We start from the raw sequence: 18803 nt of genomic DNA, 5'->3' as shown, positions 1-18803 counted from the left end.
AGAATTACCTTCTCCTTTTAGGTGCTCTACTTGCTTTTTTCTTTCTCTTATTAAAAGGAACAGGCACTGCATCATCAAAAGTATTCTTTACTTCTTTGGCATTTTTGTTCTTTTTCCAAGAATTATTTTCAGGTAATAATTTCTGTAATAAATCTTGTCTTCCAACTTTGTTCAACGTGTTTTTAATCCAATCTTTATTCTCTTTCTTATACCAAAAGAAAAATTTATGTTGGTCTTCACGCTCCTTTTTAGTCTTAGGTGTTTTGGTTGGTTTTAGAGTATAAGGATGATATCCAGAGTAATAAATAACCGTTGCAACCGTCATAGGTGTTGGTGTAAAACCTTGTACTTGTTCTAACTGAAAGCCCATATCTTTGGTTTCTGCAGCTAAATTTGCCATGTCTTCTACCTCACTTGCTGGGTGACTAGAAATAAAATACGGAATCAATTGTAAGTTCAATTTCTTCTTAATATTTATTTTATCGAAACGCTCTTTAAACATGTGAAAATATTTAAAAGAAGGTTTACGCATCAACTTTAAAACAGGGTCAGATGTATGCTCTGGCGCTACTTTTAATCGACCAGAAACATGCTTTGTCATTACCTCTTCTGTATACGCATCTAATTCCTTTGGGTCTGCGTTTTTATTGAATTCTGGCACCAACATATCATGTCTAATTCCACTTCCAATAAAAGATTTTTTAATCTTCGGATGCTTATCAACTGCTTGATATAATTCCGTTAAAGGTTTATGAGACGTATCTAAATTAGAACAAATCACAGGCGATATACAACTAGGTGCCACACACTTGTCGCAAATAGATTGCACTTTTCCTTTCATCTGATACATGTTGGCAGAAGGCCCACCAATATCAGATAAATACCCTTTAAAATCGGGCATATTTGCCACTTTATCTATTTCTCTTAAAACAGATTCCTGACTTCTACTTGCTATAAACTTTCCTTGATGCGCAGAAATTGTACAGAAACTACAACCACCAAAACATCCTCTGTGAATGTTAATAGAAAATTTAATCATTTCAAACGCGGGTATCGGTCCACGTTTGTTATATTTTGGATGCGGTAAACGTGTAAAAGGCAAATCGAAAGAACCATCAATTTCCTTTTCTGTCATGGTAGGAAACGGCGGATTAATTACCAATGTATTCTCTCCTACTCGTTGTAAAACTCTACGTGCTTTTAACTTATTAGACTCTTGTTCTATCACTTTAAAGTTAGAAGCAAACGTTTTTTTATCCTTTAAACAAGCCTCATGAGAGTTAATGGTAACATCTTCCCAATCATTTACAACAGGTAATTTCTCTTTCTTTTCATTAACGTAAACAGCTGTTTGTTTAATGTTTTTTAAACTAGAAAACGGAACCCCTTTTTGCAATAACTCTACTATTTCTCGCAAAGGTTGTTCCCCCATTCCATACACCAACATATCTGCTTTAGACGTCTCTAAAATACCTGGTAATAATTTATCAGACCAATAATCATAATGTGTTACACGTCTTAAAGAAGCCTCAATACCACCAATTAAGACAGGAATATCCGGAAATTTTTCCTTTAAAATCTTAGAATACACAGACGTTGCATAATCAGGTCTAAACCCCTTATCACCATTTGGTGTATAGGCATCTTTATCTCTACGCTTTTTACTTGCCGTATAATTAGAAACCATCGGATCCATACAACCACCAGTAACCCCAAAAAACAAACGAGGTTTTCCTAGTTTTTCAAAATCTTGTAAATTATCGTTTACACTTGGTTGCGGCACAATAGCCACACGCAAGCCATAACTTTCTAAAATACGACCGATTACTGCAGGTCCAAATGATGGATGATCTACATAAGCGTCTCCGCTAAATAAAATAACGTCTAATTCTTCCCAACCACGAATTTTCACTTCCTTGTTTGTAGTTGGTAACCAGTCTGTTAATTGATGTCTTTTAGGTTCTTGCATAGTTTGCAAAAATACAAGAATTTTAATAGAAAAAACACTTATTTTTAGAATGTCTTTTTTTTGCAGTATTAGAAGCTATTTCCTGCTTTCACTACTCGCTTTGCGCCCAAAAGCGCAAGAGCTCAAACACACCGTTCAATCAGGGCTAAGGTATTTGTTTACTATTTGCCTCATCAAAAGTTTAGTTTCACTAAAAATGTCATTCCAAAAATAAGGAACGATTAAAGAAACTAATGTATCTAACACCTCTTTTCTGAGTTTTATCAATCTGCTAAAAAATCATTTAAAAATCAGTATAAATTTGTAATTAATTGAATCACATAGATATATTTTATAAAAAATTTATTATTTTTGGTTTACCAGATTGGTATACCAATTTGAAAAATAAAAATAGTATGCTAAAAAATTAAATTTTAAAAAAAACTAAAATGATTAATTTTCCCTCATTACCCAAAGTAGTACTTCTTTTTTCAATTATTTTTTCATGTAATTATAATGTGTTTTCTCAAACTACATATAACATTGATGATCCAGAATCTTTAAGAGATGTTATATATCAACCCGGAGATGTCATCATTTTAAAAAATGGTGTTTATGAAACCGATGAACGCATGCGGTTTCTTGGATCTGGTACCGCAGAAAACCCCGTTACTTTTAGAGCAGAAACACCTGGTGGAGTTGTTTTTACTGGTGGACCAAGATTAACCATTGGTGGTGAAACAGATAATTCTGGAGCAGTAATTGCAACCGGAGCATATTTAATCGTAGATGGTTTTCATTGGAAAGGGGGGTATGGTGCCAGTAATTTTATTGAATTTAGAAATGGTAATAATTATGCAAACCATAGTACACTACAAAATTGTGTAATAGACGGTTTAGGCATAGATCCAGATGACTTAAAAGAAGATTTGGCAGACGGACAAATTACCAAACACAGATGGGTTGTATTATATGGTACTTATAATACCGTTATAAATTGCTCGTTTATGAATAAAGTGAGTGCCGGAGCAATTGTTTTGGGAGAATATGCATACAACGCATTTCCTGACGGGGATGATGGTGCAAATAATAGTTGTGCAGAGGTTGGGCATATTGTTATGAATAATTATTTTTACAATTTTGGTAAAATAGAAGATTTATACGGCAGAAAACCAGATGGTTCTCCCCTATCTAACGCAGGAGATAGCGAAACCATACGTATGGGTACAAGCTCCTACCAAATGGTAAATAGCAATGCTACTGTTAGTAATAATTATTTTGTGCAATCTGATGGAGAAAATGAAATTATCACAAATAAAAGTAAAGGAAATACATACACTAACAACACTTTCAGAAGATGTAGAGGATCTTTAGTACTTCGTCATGGTTCTTACGCAACTGTACAAGGAAATTATTTTTTAGGCGAAAATGTAGACGGTACAGGTGGTATTAGAATTACCGATAGTAACCATACAATTACAAACAATTACATTCAAGATTGTATTACCGTTATGGAACAAGCAAAATGGAATAACGGTATCACTTTTATAGGTGGATCTGCAAATGCTGATATTGCTTGTTCTTCTGATGATGTTTCTAACGGATACCAAAAAACAGAAAACATAACGGTATCTAATAATACTATTGTAAACACAAATGCCCCTTTGTTTTACAATGAAGATAAAGGATCAACGGATCCAACAGGAACCGTTTCTAATAACTTAATTTATTTTGCTGATAATTATCCGAATATAACAGACGTTATCTCTGGTGATAGTGAAACTGCTTATACAAATATGGGTACAGCATTAACTTACCAAGGCAATGTTTATACTGGTACTAATTTGGGCGCAACAAATGCAAATTTCTCTGAAGAAACAAATATTACTGCTACTGCAAATGGTGAAATTTTTACTTTTTCAGGAACTGGAACTACAGGCAAAGGTGCAGATATGGGGGAAAACACACCAATAACCGACGCTATGGTAGGACATGGAATTGGAGCTTGTTTTACAGATAACTTAGGAGCTAGCATAACCAACGGAGATTGTACTATTCAAGTAAGTGAATCTTTAACGGTTAGTAGTTTACCTACTCTTACTTCAGATGCAGCTAGTTATACTATTTCCGTTTCTGCAAATGTAAGTTGGACGGCTGCCTCTAATGATGCTTGGATAACTTTAGATACAAATTCTGGAACTGGAGACACAACAGTTTCAATTACAGTAACTCAAAATACAGACGCAAGTAACAGAACAGGATCGGTAACTTTTACACAAGATGCTGGTGGAGATGATATTGTAAGAACTTTAACGATTACCCAAAGTGGAGCAGATTTAACAGACCTATACGACCTTATTAATACAGGAACTGGTTTACCTACAGATAAAGTTACTGTACATTCATTTTCTAAAGAAAATTCATCTAAATCTGAATTTGCTACAAATTCTTTGGATAAAGATTCTGATACAGAATGGACAGCAGATGATGGAAGTATATTATCCGGAGATTATAAAGGAGATGGAGAATATGTTATTTACAATTTAGGTAGCACTTACAAACTTGCCTTAATTCAGTTTAGCACTACAAATAAATCAGATGCCTTTGGTTTTCAAATATTGGTTTCTACAACAGGTACAGAAGATGCCGACTTCTCTAGGATATTGCCTACTTCTGGAGATTTATTATTAACAGCTACCAATACTACAGACTTTAATCAATACCAAATTAATACAAATGCAACTTATGTAAAAGTTGTAGGTTACGGACGTTTTAATAGTGATGGAGATAAAAGAAAAAGTGCTTGGAGCGCCATTAAAGAAATTGAATTTTACAAAACTTCAACACTATCTTTAAAAGATCCTGTTTTAAACACTAAAATTACAGTATACCCAAACCCAACAAGTCGTATTTTAAATGTAAAAGCAGACAATCAAAATATAAACCTAGTAACTCTTTACAATATTAACGGAAAAAAAGTATTAGAATCTAAAAACAACCAACAAAAAACAGCTGTAAACGTTGATGTTTCTAAATTATCCAAAGGAACATATTTTGTTGTTATTTCTGATATCAATAATGCTAAAACATCCAAAACAGTTATTATTAAATAATATACTAAGGCTACAAAAAGGTTGAAAAAAAATCAGTATTATCATCATTTTAGTTATAATTCTGTAATTTAACATCAAAATAATTAAAATTAATGTTCAGTTTTGTAATTTTACTAGCTAAAATACGCAAAACCAACCATGAAAAAACATTTTTTTAAAATCCTTTTTGTAGCTTTTTCTTTTACTTTTTTTATCAGTTGTAATACAAAAACTACAGAAGAGAAAAAAGACATTAAAAGTACTTTTGTTGCAGACAACTACACAAAATCTGAAGTAGATATTGCAATGAGAGATGGCGTAAAGCTACACACAACCATCTACACCCCAAAAGACAACTCTAAAAAATACCCAATCTTAATGCAAAGAACTCCGTATAGTTCTGCGCCTTATGGAGAAGGAAAGATGAAAACCAAAATTGGACCAAATATTCATTTAATGAAAGAATTGAATATTGTGGTCTATCAAGATGTGCGTGGTCGTTGGATGAGTGAAGGTGTTTATGATAATATGCGTGCCTACATCCCTAATAAAACAGCAAAACAATCTGACGAAGTTTCTGATACTTATGACACCATAGATTGGTTGGTGAATAATGTAGAAAACAATAACGGAAATGTAGGTACTTGGGGAATTTCGTACCCAGGGCATTATGCAACCATTTCTACAATAGATGCACATCCTGCTTTAAAAGCAGCTTCTCCACAAGCCTGTATTGGCGATTTTTTCTTTGATGACTTTCATCATAACGGAGCTTTTTTGTTAAGTTATTTTAGAGCAATCTCTTTATTTGGTACTTACAAAGACACACCAACAGACTCTGCTTGGTATTCGTTTCCTAAAATGGATTCTCAAGATCAATATCAATTTTTCTTAGATAAAGGACCTTTAAAAAACTTAAACCAATATTTTCAGTACGATAAATTAGATGTTAAAACGGTTGAAAATAAAGATAGAATCGATGACTTTTTCTGGAAAGAACTCGTAGAACATCCTAATTACGATTCTGTTTGGCAAAGTAAAGGCATCATTCAGCATTTAGACAAAGTTCCGTCTACAGTTGCAACCATGATTGTTGGGGGGGAGTTTGATGCAGAAGATTTATACGGTCCTTTAGAAACCTATAAAGCCATTGAAAAATATGGAAAAGACAATTATAACACTTTAGTTTTTGGACCTTGGGATCATGGAAAATGGTCTAGAAATACAGTAGAAAACTATGTAGGTAATTATTATTTTGGAGATTCTATTTCTTTAAAATTTCAGTCTGATGTAGAAACAAAATTCTTTAATCATTTCTTAAAAGGAAATGGTGATAAAAATTCTGGTTTACCAGAAGCCTATGTTTTTGATTCTGGTAAAAAAGAATGGAAATCTTATGATGTATGGCCTCCTAAAAATGTAGTAAAAGAAGATTGGTTTTTATCTAAAAACCAAGAATTAACTTCGGATAAAAAATCAACAGAAAAAATTAATTTTATTAGTGATATAAAACATCCTGTTCCGTATTCAGAAGATATTAAAACGGTTTTTACGCCTAGAAAATACATGACAGACGACCAGCGTTTTGCGGCAAGAAGACCAGATGTTTTGGTTTTTGAAACAAATATTTTATCGGAAGATTTTACTTTGGCTGGAGATATTTTAGCAAAACTAAAAGTAGCAACCACAGGTTCTGCTGCAGATTGGGTTGTAAAAGTAATTGATGTGCACCCTGCAAATGCTGAGGAAAATAACGATAAACTTCAAGATCATTTAAAAATGAGCAACTACCACTTAATGGTTAGAAGCGAAGTTTTACGTGGTCGTTTTAGAAATAGTTTTGAACATCCAGAGCCTTTTATCCCTAATAAAAAAACAGCCGTAAATATAAAATTACAAGACGTTTTTCATACGTTTAAAAAAGGTCATAAAGTACAAATTCAGGTGCAAAGTACGTGGTTTCCTTTAATCGATTTAAATCCACAAACCTATGTAGATAATATTTATAAGGCAGACCAAAAAGATTTTAAAACACAAACACACAGCGTTTTTACAGATTCTAGTATTGAGTTTTCTGTGTTAAAATAATTCTCAAAAATGAAAAATAAAATTCAAATTTTAATAGTATTTCTTTTTGCCCTAGCAATGAAGGCACAAGAAAAAGCAACACCTATTTTTAAAAATGGGGAAGCACAAATAGTAGAAGCTTTTAACGATTCTAGTAAATGGATTCGTACAGATTTATGGGTAGAAACTACGTTTGATAGCGACGGAGACGGAAAACTAGATAGAATGCATGTTGATGTTACAAGACCTGAGCAAACAGAAACTGAAGGTTTAAAACTACCTGTTGTTTATGAATCTAGCCCATATTATTCTGGTACTGCCAAAGGAGGTACAGAATTATTTTGGAATGTAAAACATGAATTAGGTGAAAAAGTAGCAAAACCAGTTTATGTAGAAGTTGAAAGAACCGGAAAAAGACCAATTATTTCAAATTCACAAATTAAAACGTGGGTTCCAAGAGGCTATATCGTTATTCATTCTTCATCACCAGGAACTGGTTTGTCTGATGGAGCACCTACAGTTGGTGGAGACAATGAATCTTTAGCACCAAAAGCAGTTATAGATTGGTTAAACGGACGTGCAAAAGGCTTTACAGAAAGAGAAGGAAATGAAGAGGTTACTGCTTTTTGGGCTACCGGAAAAGTAGGTATGACAGGAACTTCTTATAACGGAACAATTCCGTTAGCAGCAGCTACAACCGGCGTAAATGGATTAGAGGCAATTATACCAGTTGCCCCAAATACTTCTTATTATCATTATTATAGATCTAATGGACTGGTACGGTCTCCTGGCGGATATCTTGGTGAAGACATTGATGTTTTATATGATTATATTCATAGCGGAAAAGAAGAAAATAGAGCTCGTAATAATAAAGTTATTAGAGATACAGAAATGGCGAATGGCATGGACAGAGAAAGTGGTGATTATAACGATTTTTGGGCAGGAAGAGATTATTTAAATGATATGAAACCTATGACAGCTGCTTTATTAATGTCTCATGGATTTAATGATTGGAATGTGATGCCAGAGCATAGTTATAGAATTTACAATAAAGCTAAAGAAATGGGAATTCCTTCTCAAATATTTTATCATCAAAATGGCCACGGTGGACCACCTCCAATAAAAATGATGAATCGTTGGTTTACTCGTTATTTACACGGAATTAAAAACAACGTAGAAAATGATGCAAAAGCTTGGATTGTTAGAGAAAACGACAAAAAAGATGAACCAACTCCTTATAAAAACTACCCAAACCCAGCTGCACAACCTGTAACTTTATACTTAGCCCCAGGTGCTCCCAAAGCTGGTAAATTATTAACTACCAAAACCTCTAAAGTAAAAGAAACTTTAGTCGATAATTATTCTTTTTCTGGTGAAGCTTTAGCCCAAGCAGATTATACAAATCATCGATTAATTTATGTTTCTCCTACCTTAAAAGAAGATCTTCATATATCTGGCTTAAGTTCTATAAAAATAAACGCAGCAAGCAGTAAACCTGCGGTAAACTTATCTGTTTGGTTGGTTTCATTACCTTGGAATAAAGGAAAAAGAACAAAAATTACCGACAACATTATTACACGTGGTTGGGCAGATTTACAAAATCATGCATCATTAACAAAAAGCACTCCTTTAAAAAAGGGGCAATTCTATGAAATGACTTTTAACCTACAGCCAGATGATCAAATTATAAAAAAAGGACAACAAATTGGTTTAATGATTTTTTCTAGTGATTCTAATTTTACATTATTACCAAAACCTGGTACAAAATTAACAGTCGACTTAAACAAAACCTCTATTACACTTCCTGTTGTTGGCGGTAAAGAAGCATTTGCAAAAGCTACAGAATAAATAAGTTATCATACTTAAAAAAAGCAGCGATTAAATCGTTGCTTTTTCTTTTTTTAACATTCTTAAAAGGAGCAACAATACAAAAACCCCAAATAATGCAAAAATTGTAATTGCAGTCCACGTAGTTTCAAAACCATATTTTGCCACCATTTGCATACCAATATTATGACTAAAAATATGCGCTAAAGAAAATGCAATACTATACAAAGCCATATATTCTCCCTGATTTCCTTTTTTAGCTCTTTCTACGGCAAACGCATTCGAAAACGGAAACGCAATCATCTCTCCTACTGTCATTAAAAACATGGCTATAATTAAAATCCCAATCCAACCAGTTAGGTTTAAAATGATAAAACTTAACGCAGTTAAAAACAAGCCAAGGGCAATTAACTTTACTTTAGATTTTTTAGAATCTTCTAACCATTTTATCAAAGGCATTTCAAAAAGGAATATAAAAAAGCCATTAAACCCCATTAACAACCCTATTTCAAATTCTGATAAAAAACGGTTTTTACTATAATACAATGGCATAGTAGAAAAATACTGCATAAATACAAAACCAAAAATAAACATGGCGATAAAGAATATCCAAAAAGCTTTATCTTTATAAGCAGAAATAGGGTTAGCTACTTTTACCTCATCTTGTACTTTGGCTTTCTTAGGATGCAATACTTGCAGCAATAAAAAAGCAGCTAAAACACACGTTACTCCGTCTGCCCAAAACAATCCTTTATAACCAATTCCTGTAATTATTAAACCTCCAACTGCAGGTCCTGCAGAAAAACCTAAATTAATAGCCAAACGAATTAAAGTTACAGAACGTGTTTTATTTTCTGGTTTACTATAAGCACTTAACGCCACAAACATAGCGGGTCTAAAAGCATCTGCCACTATCATTACTAAAAAAATACCCGCACAAAATTGATGAAATGTAGTTGCATATTGTAGTAAAACAAATAAAACACCTGTACCAAATAAACTTACAAGCATTACTTTGTAATATCCAATTTTATCGGTTAATTTTCCGCCAATCCACGTTCCTAATACAGAACCTAAACCAAAGAAAGACATAATCCACCCAACATCTGTTAAAGAAAAATGCAGACTTTTAGTAAGGTACAAAGACAAAAAAGGAATTACCATTGTACCAGATCTATTGATAAATGTAATTAAAGAAAGCCACCAAACCTCTGTAGAGAGTCCTCTAAAAGTATTGATATAATTGTTGTATAACTTTTTCATGGTTAAGTTGGTTGTTGCACTAAAAACAAAAAAGTCCGACTTATGAAGTCGGACTTTTATAATTACTTGATTTTATATTGATAACATCAAAACATATAAACATACCGACCTTGGCGCTTTTTACGCGATAATTTGGTTAAATATGTATTGACTTTATTCATTTTTATTTTATTAACAGATCAAAACTACATAAAATAATTGAATATTGTATTTTTGTCAAAAATTATTTTTAAAATAAAAAATACGTAGCGCAGCTTTTTTTTAAATTAGCAAATAGCGTTATTTTAAATTATAAAACGAAACCTACAACACTTATTTTTAATACTAAATTAAATGAAAAAACTATTATTTATATGTTCTGTTTTTCTAATGATGATGTCTTGTAAGTCGCAAGGTAAACGTCCTTTAATGGGTAAAACTGTTTATCAACAAGAATTAAATGCTAGTTATAAAGACGCCTCAAAATCACCTTTAAAAAAGAAAGATTTAAGGAACTTTAATGGCTTAGAATTTTTTACTGTAGATTCTACTTTTATTGTAAATGCTAAATTCACTAAAACAGAAAACGCTCCTACATTTAAAATGGCAACCACTACAGATAGAAAACCATTATATAAAGAATATGGCTTGCTAGATTTTACTTTAAATGGCAAAAACTGTAAATTAACCATTTATCAAAGTCAAGATGATTTGCGTGATGAAAAATACAAAGACTATTTATTTTTGCCTTTTACAGATGATACTTCTGGTAATGAATCTTATGGAGGTGGTCGCTATATGGATGTAATGACTACAGACATTAAACCTGATAATACTGTAGTCTTAAATTTTAACAATACCTACAACCCATATTGTGCTTATAACGACAAGTATTCTTGTCCTTTAACACCGCGAAAAAACCATTTAGATTTAGAAATAAAAGCAGGAATAAAGGCTTTTAAAAAACACTAAAACAATAGCACTACATTTTTTTATTAGTCATATAAAAACCATAAACAGCACTAAAAACAACCTTAAAACCAAAAAAGTTTTTCCATTTGCCATTTAAAAAATTGGTTTCTGCTACTTTTGTAAAATCTCCTGAAAAAATATCGCTAAAACTAGCCAGTAACAAAGAAACGATTGTAACAATAACAAAGAAAGGAATTGCAACTTTAGCAAAATTAGTCCAAAAAAGAGGTTGCTTTATTTTTTCTAATACACTCATTATTTTAATTTTTGATTGTTGTGATGACGATCGTGATCACGTTTTGTTTTAATATCTAATTTCTTTTCGAAAGCATCTTGTAAATTGATTCCTGTTTGGTTTGCCAAACATAAAACAACAAATAGTACATCTGCTAATTCTTCTCCTAAATCCTTATTTTTATCAGATTCTTTTTCACTTTGCTCTCCATAGCGTCTTGCAATTATACGGGCTACTTCACCTACTTCCTCTGTTAATTGCGCCATGTTTGTGAGTTCATTAAAATAACGAACTCCATGAGTTTTAATCCAATCGTCTACTTGTTTTTGTGCGTTTTCTATATTCATTTTTCTTTATTAAATGATTGAAAATTTTAAGATTTCAAAGATATTGTTTTTAAAATAATTTAGTTTGTTTCTAGACTTAATTTCTGATAACTTCGTAGGGAGCAATAACCTCAGTAAATCTAATAAATCTATTGTAAATTTAATTTTAATCAATTTTATTTATAACAAAATAAAATATGAAAATTATATAAAGGTATTTACAAGTTGCAATTAGATTAATTTTGACAACAAGAAAAAACACAAAACCTATATATCATGGAAAACGACCAACACACAAACTCACCTAATGATGAAAGTAAATGCCCATATCATCAAGAACAAAATAAACCTGAAGAAAATAAAGTAGAAGCAACTGCTGGAAAATGCCCAGTAATGCATGGTGCAAACACTTCTAATCAATCTAATGTTATGAATTGGTGGCCAAATGCATTGAATCTTGATATTTTACATCAGCATGATACAAAAACAAATCCTTTAGGAGAAGATTTTAATTACCATGAAGAATTAAAAAAATTAGATACTGAAGCTTTAAAAAAAGATATGCATGCCCTAATGACGGATAGTCAAGATTGGTGGCCTGCAGATTGGGGACATTACGGTGGGTTAATGATTCGTTTATCTTGGCATTCTGCCGGATCTTACCGTACGTCTGACGGTCGTGGTGGCGCAGGTTCTGGTAGTCAGCGATTTGCCCCATTAAACTCGTGGCCAGACAATGCTAGTTTAGACAAGGCAAGACGTTTATTATGGCCTATCAAGAAAAAGTATGGTAACAAAGTAAGTTGGGCCGATTTAATTGTGCTGGCAGGTACTATTGCTTATGAAAATATGGGTTTAAAAACATTTGGTTTTGCTTTTGGTCGTCCAGATATTTGGCATCCAGAAAAAGACACCTATTGGGGAGCCGAAAAAGAATGGTTGGCTCCAAGTGATGAACGTTATGCTAATGTAGACAAGCCAGACACTATGGAAAACCCATTGGCTGCAGTACAAATGGGACTTATTTATGTGAACCCAGAAGGTGTTAATGGAAAACCAGATCCTTTAAAAACAGCTGCTCAAATACGTGAAACATTTGCTCGTATGGCAATGAATGATGAAGAAACCGTTGCTTTAACCGCAGGTGGACACACCGTTGGTAAAACACATGGTAATGGTGATGCTAGTATTTTAGGCCCTGAACCAGAAGCTGCAAACATAGAAGAACAAGGTTTAGGTTGGCACAACCCTAACAAATCTGGAAAAGGACGTTACACCGTAACCAGCGGATTGGAAGGCGCATGGACAACAAACCCAACAAAATGGGATGGTGGTTTTTTCGAAATGCTATTTAACCATGAATGGGAGTTAGTTAAAAGTCCGGCAGGTGCTTTGCAATGGGAACCTATAACGATTAAAGATGAAGACAAACCGGTAGATGTAGAAGATGCTAGTATCCGTCACAACCCAATGATGACAGATGCTGATATGGCCATGAAAATAGATCCAATATATAAGGAAATCTCTTTAAAATTCATGAACGATCAAGACTATTTTTCAGATACTTTTGCACGTGCATGGTTTAAATTAACGCATAGAGATTTAGGACCAAAAGCAAATTACTTTGGTGCAGATGTACCTAAAGAAGATTTAATTTGGCAAGATCCTATTCCTGCAGGAACTACAGATTATGATGTAACGGCAGTAAAAGAAAAAATTGCAACATCAGGATTATCAAATTCAGAAATGATTGCCACTGCTTGGGATAGTGCTCGTACGTATCGTGGTTCTGACATGCGTGGTGGTGCCAATGGTGCCAGAATTCGTTTAGCTCCTCAAAAAGATTGGGAAGGAAACGAGCCAAAACGTTTAGCACATGTTTTATCAATCTTAGAACCAATTGCCGCTCAATTTAAAATTAGTATTGCAGATGTAATTGTTTTAGCAGGTAATGTTGGTTTAGAACAAGCAATAAAAGCAGCTGGTTTAGAAACAATAGTTCCTTTTACACCAGGTCGTGGAGATGCCACGGATGAAATGACAGATGCTGAATCTTTTGATCCTTTAGAGCCTTTGGCTGATGGATATAGAAATTTCAGCAAAAAAGACTATGTGGTAAGTACAGAAGAATTACTATTAGACAGAACGCAATTAATGGGATTAACGGCACCAGAAATGACCGTACTTATTGGTGGTATGAGAATGTTAGATACGAACTACAACCATACAAAACATGGTGTTTTTACAGACAGACCTGGAGTATTAACCAACGATTTCTTTGTGAATTTAACCGACATGAATAACACTTGGAAACCTACAGAAAACGGACTTTACAACATTTGCGACCGTAAAACAGGTGCTGTAAAATGGACTGCAACACGTGTAGACCTTGTGTTTGGTTCTAATTCTATTTTACGTTCGTATGCAGAAGTTTATGCACAAGATGATAACAAAGAAAAGTTTGTAAAAGATTTTGTAAAAGCGTGGACTAAAGTAATGAATGCTGATAGATTTGATGTAAAATAAGCAAACACAACTTACATTTATATAAAATAAAAACGGTTTTGATAGTAGCTATCAAAACCGTTTTTTATGATGGTAAGTCAATTAAAATAAGATTAATTAACCTCTAAAAGTTCATTACAATACCAAAACTTTGTGGTGTAAATTGTATATCCCAAGCTATCTTTTTCTTTTTACCCTTATCGTTATATTTCTGATCGTATTTTGTATCTAAATATCTATCTATTGCTTCCACAATAAAAATACTTAAAGCTGTAGAAAAAACAACATCAGAAACCCAGTGAAAACGATCTACAATTCTAGCAAAACCAGGTATAGAACCTACAGTATATAATCCTGCCTTTATCCAAGGGCTATCAAAATGTTTTGCAAGAATATATGCATTTGTAAAACCTAACATTACGTGCCCAGAAGGAAAAGAATCATAATTAAAAACCCTGTCAAAATGTAAAGGATCAAAAGTTCCTTTACCAACATCTGCTTTCGGTCTTGCACGACCAACAATTCTTTTAGAAATCTGTTGTAACAATCCAGATGCAGATGCAGATGAAATTAAAAGCACCCCTGTTCTTCTTAATTTTGGATTATCAGAAATTAAACCTGTTAAATAAACAGCTCCAGTAATCATAAAATTATTATTCGGACTTCCGTATTCATTACCGTAATCGGCTAACCAACGCGGTACATCTCCTCTCCAATTATTTGCCCAATTATCAATATGATCATCCACCAAATACAAAGCAGAAGTTCCTGCTGCAACATAGGCTAAATTATTTAATTGTTTTCCTTTCCAATGTAAAGGTCTACTGTAAGCGTAACCCATTCCGCCAGCCATATTTCCTAAATCGTAGGTAAATTTTTGCCATAAATCTCTATCTTTTTTAAGATTTAGATTGATAGATTGGTTCTGAGAATACGTAAAACTATACATAAATAGTAATAGCGAAAATACTAGTAGTTTCTTCATTTTTATTAAAATTGAAGCGCCAAAGATACTATTATCTTACATAAAATAATTTATTTCTGAACCCAAAAAACAAAAACAGCAATTTACAAACCTTAAAAATAAACAGACATTCTTGTAGGTAATACGTTCGTGTTTCAAAAAATCATCAAAAGAAACAATACAACTACTATCTTTTTTTAAATAAGAATTTCATAAATAACGAGCTTATCTGAACACAAAAAAGAGATTGATAACTTAGTCCGTTTCAATCTCTTTTCACTTTATTAATAAGTCTACTATTTTACTTTAAAAACGTAGAAACTTCATCGTAAAATTGTTTTGGATTTTCGGCATGCAACCAATGACCAGCATTTTTAATTTCTACAATTTTAGAATTCGGAAAATGCGCCTCTATAATTGGCTCTTCATCTTTTGTTATGTAATTAGATTTTTCTCCTTTTAAAAACAAGGTATCTTTTTCAAAAACAGTAAAAGAAGGCAATGCTTCTCCTATTTCTATGTTATTATCGGTTAAAGATTCTAAATTGAATCTAAATGCCAATTGCCCTTTTTCTTTCCAGTAGACATTTTTTAATAAAAACTGACGCACACCTAATTCTGGAATTAACGATGCTAGTTTTTTATCAACCTTACTTCTAGAATTTTCTACGGAAAAATCAATAGAATTTAAGCCCGCTAAAATTGCATTATGATGTGGCTGATATTGTCTTGGAGAAATATCAACAATAATTAATTTATCAACCAAATTAGGATATGTAACAGCAAACAACATTGCTGTTTTTCCGCCCATAGAATGCCCTATAATATGTACTTGTTCTAATTGGTAATGTTGTATGTAAGCATGTAAATCTTCAACTAAAACTTCATAATTAAATTCGTCTTCATGAAAACTACGTCCGTGATTTCTTTGATCAATTAAATGAACTTGATAATCCTCAGAAAACTGATTTCCTAAAGTTTTCCAGTTATCAGACATTCCAAAATAACCATGTAAAATTAACAACGGTTTTCCTTCTCCTTTTATGGTTGAATGTAATATTAGGTTATTTGACATTTTAGATTGTTGGGTTTTGTCAGGTCGAGCGCAGTCGAGACCTAAATGAACCTCTCGACTGCGCTCGAGGAGACATTTCTACTAAATACTGCCTACTATTTTAGTCGATGTAAATACATATTTACAACATTTTCTAAACCTAAGTATAAACTCTCTGCAATTAGCGCGTGTCCAATAGAAACTTCGTCTAAATTAGGAATATTCTCTTTAAAAAACTTAATATTATCTAAGCTTAAATCGTGCCCAGCATTAACACCTAATCCTAATTTATGAGCTAAAACAGCCGCTTCAGTATAAGGCTTTATAGCATCAAAATTTCCTAAATCGAATTGCGTTGCAAAATCTTCTGTATACAACTCTACTCTATCAGCACCAGTTTTTGCAGCAGCTTCAATTAGCTTAGCATCCGTATCAATAAAAATAGATGTTCTAATTCCGTTTTGTTGAAATTCTTTAATTACTTCTTGTAAAAAAGATTGATGCGTAATGGTATCCCAACCAGCATTAGACGTAATTGCATCTAGGGCATCTGGCACCAAAGTAACTTGAGTTGGTTTTACTTCTAAAACCAAATCCATAAAAGATTTTATAGGATTTCCTTCAATATTATACTCTGTAGTAACAATATTTTTTAAATCTCTAGCATCTTGGTAACGAATATGTCTTTCATCTGGTCTTGGGTGAATTGTAATTCCCTGAGCACCAAACCCTTCAATATCCGTGGCAACTGTTAATAAATTAGGTACGTTTCCGCCACGAGAATTTCTTAAAGTTGCAATTTTATTAATATTTACACTTAACTTTGTCATTGTCTAAAATTAGGCTACAAATATAATTTATTAAATCATTTTATCCTATATTCGTAAAGCATGAATATGAACGACTATATATTAAAAGAAATAACACCACTTCACTTAAAAGACGCTGTAAAAAAGGCTCAAAAAGTGTTTAAAAATTACCCTATCACCCATTTTCCTGTAGTTGAAAACAACAAACTACTAGGTTCTTTTGCAGAAGATGATGTACAAACGATTGAAAATAATGAAGAAGAATTAGTAAAATCTTCACATTTATTAAATTCTTTTTTTGCGGATGACAAAGCAACTGTTTTAGAACTATTAAAAATTTTTGCTGATAACGACACCAATATTATACCTGTTTTAGATGAACAAAAAGAATATGTTGGCTATTTTGATCTGCGTGATGTTCTAGACGTTTTTTCTACAAGTCCTTTTATGATTGAAGAAAGCGAGACTTTAATTATAGAAAAACTTAGAAATGATTATTCTATGAGTCAAGTAGTTCAAATTATAGAATCTAATGGCGGTAAATTATTAGGTTTGTATATTTCAGAAAAAAAAGCAGATACTATTCAAATTACCATTAAAGTAATTTCGGATGAAATAAATGAAATAATGCAAACCCTTAGAAGATATGATTATAAAATTATATCTATGCACGAAAATGATATTTATTTAGAGGATTTAAAGAGTAGATCTGAATATTTACAAAAATATCTAGAAATGTAATCCTTTAGAAGGAGCATTTATAAAAAAAAATAAAGAAGTGAAGAAAGCAGCAATTTACGGTCAATCTTACGCCATTTCATCAGATAAAGAAATTAAAACTTTATTACACGTTTTAGAAAAAAATAAGGTTGATTTCTATATTGAAAAAGAATTTTATACTCTTTTGGTTGAGAGCAATGTTTTAGAAAATAATTATAAAACCTTTGTTAGTTTTAATGATTTAAACAGCTCTTTCGATATTATGTTTACGCTTGGTGGCGACGGAACCTTTTTGCGTTCTGTTACCCACATTAGAGATTTAAACATCCCTATTTTAGGAATAAACACAGGTAGATTAGGTTTTTTAGCCAATGTACCAAAAGACCTTATAGAAGAAAGCATAAAATTAATAATTAAGGGAGATTATACAATACAAGAAAGAACGCTTGTATCTGTAAAAACAGAACCAAAAACAAAAGACTTTACCGAGCTAAATTTTGCCTTAAACGAAGTTACTATAGCAAAGAAAAACACCACATCTATGATTGGTGTAAAAACGTATTTAAACGGAGAATATCTTACCAATTATTGGGCAGATGGCTTAATAATAGCTACTCCTACAGGTTCTACTGGCTATTCTTTAAGTTGTAATGGCCCCGTTATTTTACCAGATTCTAAAAACTTAGTAATTACTCCAATTGCTCCTCATAATTTAAATGCAAGGCCCATGGTTATTTCTGATGAAACTAAAGTAGAATTAAAAGTAGACTCTAGAGAAAAGAGCTTTTTAATATCATTAGATTCTAGAGTTTCTAGTGTACCTAACAATACTAAAATTTTTATAGAAAAAACAGACTTTACAATAAAAAGTATTTTACCAAAAAATCAATCTTTTCTAAAGACATTAAGAAGCAAACTCTTATGGGGAGAAGACATTAGAAACAAAACAAATCTTTAACGTATTACTTACAATATTTCCTTAAAAAAAAGGTTATTCAAAAAAGACAACGTATTAACTTTATAAAGCAATTTGAAATTTCTA

The 18803-nt window shown here is 32.4% G+C and carries 14 protein-coding genes; 7 read left to right on the top strand and 7 right to left on the bottom strand.

Features of this window, described 5'->3' with window-relative positions:
- Positions 1-4 precede the first annotated feature (4 nt).
- Positions 5-1969 carry a YgiQ family radical SAM protein gene (locus WG951_RS15310; protein WP_105047815.1) on the bottom strand — a complete coding sequence of 655 codons (1965 nt, stop codon included), beginning with the start codon at positions 1967-1969 and terminating at the stop codon, positions 5-7.
- Positions 1970-2397: 428 nt separating this feature from the next.
- Between WG951_RS15310 and WG951_RS15305 the strand changes: the two genes are divergently transcribed.
- The 3 genes from WG951_RS15305 (at position 2398) to WG951_RS15295 (ending at position 8955) form a co-directional block, all read left to right on the top strand.
- On the top strand, positions 2398-5061 hold the full coding sequence (locus WG951_RS15305; protein ID WP_105047814.1) for a chondroitinase-B domain-containing protein: 2664 nt from the start codon (positions 2398-2400) through the stop codon (positions 5059-5061).
- 138 nt (positions 5062-5199) lie between these two features.
- On the top strand, positions 5200-7128 hold the full coding sequence (locus WG951_RS15300; RefSeq protein ID WP_105047813.1) for a CocE/NonD family hydrolase: 1929 nt from the start codon (positions 5200-5202) through the stop codon (positions 7126-7128).
- A 9-nt stretch (positions 7129-7137) separates the two neighbouring features.
- Entirely contained in the window at positions 7138-8955 is a 1818-nt protein-coding gene (locus tag WG951_RS15295) for a Xaa-Pro dipeptidyl-peptidase (RefSeq protein ID WP_105047812.1), read from the top strand.
- Between the two features lie 30 nt (positions 8956-8985).
- On the opposite strand, the gene WG951_RS15290 is transcribed toward WG951_RS15295, so the two are convergent.
- Positions 8986-10197 carry an MDR family MFS transporter gene (locus tag WG951_RS15290; protein ID WP_105047811.1) on the bottom strand — a complete coding sequence of 404 codons (1212 nt, stop codon included), beginning with the start codon at positions 10195-10197 and terminating at the stop codon, positions 8986-8988.
- A gap of 333 nt (positions 10198-10530) precedes the next feature.
- Between WG951_RS15290 and WG951_RS15285 the strand changes: the two genes are divergently transcribed.
- Complete coding sequence (locus tag WG951_RS15285) at positions 10531-11148, top strand: DUF1684 domain-containing protein (RefSeq protein WP_105047810.1); 618 nt, start codon at positions 10531-10533, stop codon at positions 11146-11148.
- A 10-nt stretch (positions 11149-11158) separates the two neighbouring features.
- Here WG951_RS15285 and WG951_RS15280 read toward each other — a convergent pair whose 3' ends face one another.
- On the bottom strand, positions 11159-11404 hold the full coding sequence (locus WG951_RS15280) for a hypothetical protein (RefSeq protein WP_105047809.1): 246 nt from the start codon (positions 11402-11404) through the stop codon (positions 11159-11161).
- On the bottom strand, positions 11404-11730 hold the full coding sequence (locus WG951_RS15275) for a nucleotide pyrophosphohydrolase (RefSeq protein WP_105047808.1): 327 nt from the start codon (positions 11728-11730) through the stop codon (positions 11404-11406). The genes WG951_RS15280 and WG951_RS15275 overlap by 1 nt, the downstream gene beginning before the upstream one ends.
- Positions 11731-11985: 255 nt before the next feature.
- Between WG951_RS15275 and katG the strand changes: the two genes are divergently transcribed.
- Complete coding sequence (gene katG, locus WG951_RS15270) at positions 11986-14235, top strand: catalase/peroxidase HPI (protein WP_105047807.1); 2250 nt, start codon at positions 11986-11988, stop codon at positions 14233-14235.
- Between the two features lie 103 nt (positions 14236-14338).
- On the opposite strand, the gene WG951_RS15265 is transcribed toward katG, so the two are convergent.
- The 3 genes from WG951_RS15265 to WG951_RS15255 all read right to left on the bottom strand — a co-directional run bounded on the left by WG951_RS15265 (position 14339) and on the right by WG951_RS15255 (position 17062).
- A complete protein-coding gene (locus WG951_RS15265; RefSeq protein ID WP_105047806.1) occupies positions 14339-15199 on the bottom strand; it encodes a phosphatase PAP2 family protein in 861 nt (286 codons plus the stop codon).
- A 280-nt stretch (positions 15200-15479) separates the two neighbouring features.
- Positions 15480-16253 carry an alpha/beta fold hydrolase gene (locus WG951_RS15260; protein WP_105047805.1) on the bottom strand — a complete coding sequence of 258 codons (774 nt, stop codon included), beginning with the start codon at positions 16251-16253 and terminating at the stop codon, positions 15480-15482.
- A gap of 95 nt (positions 16254-16348) precedes the next feature.
- Positions 16349-17062, bottom strand: a complete 714-nt coding sequence (locus WG951_RS15255) for a pyridoxine 5'-phosphate synthase (RefSeq protein WP_105047804.1) — start codon at positions 17060-17062, stop codon at positions 16349-16351.
- A 66-nt stretch (positions 17063-17128) separates the two neighbouring features.
- Here WG951_RS15255 and WG951_RS15250 point away from each other — a divergent pair, with 66 nt between their 5' ends.
- Both WG951_RS15250 and WG951_RS15245 read left to right on the top strand, forming a co-directional pair.
- Positions 17129-17782 carry a CBS domain-containing protein gene (locus WG951_RS15250; RefSeq protein WP_245893462.1) on the top strand — a complete coding sequence of 218 codons (654 nt, stop codon included), beginning with the start codon at positions 17129-17131 and terminating at the stop codon, positions 17780-17782.
- A gap of 37 nt (positions 17783-17819) precedes the next feature.
- Positions 17820-18719: an NAD kinase gene (locus WG951_RS15245; RefSeq protein ID WP_105047802.1), complete on the top strand. Its 900-nt coding sequence runs from the start codon at positions 17820-17822 to the stop codon at positions 18717-18719.
- The last annotated feature ends 84 nt before the right edge of the window (positions 18720-18803 follow it).

Source organism: Polaribacter butkevichii, from assembly GCF_038024105.1.
GTDB lineage: Bacteria > Bacteroidota > Bacteroidia > Flavobacteriales > Flavobacteriaceae > Polaribacter > Polaribacter butkevichii.
Note: the sequence above shows the minus strand (reverse complement) of the source record. Positions and strands in the feature narration are given on the sequence as shown.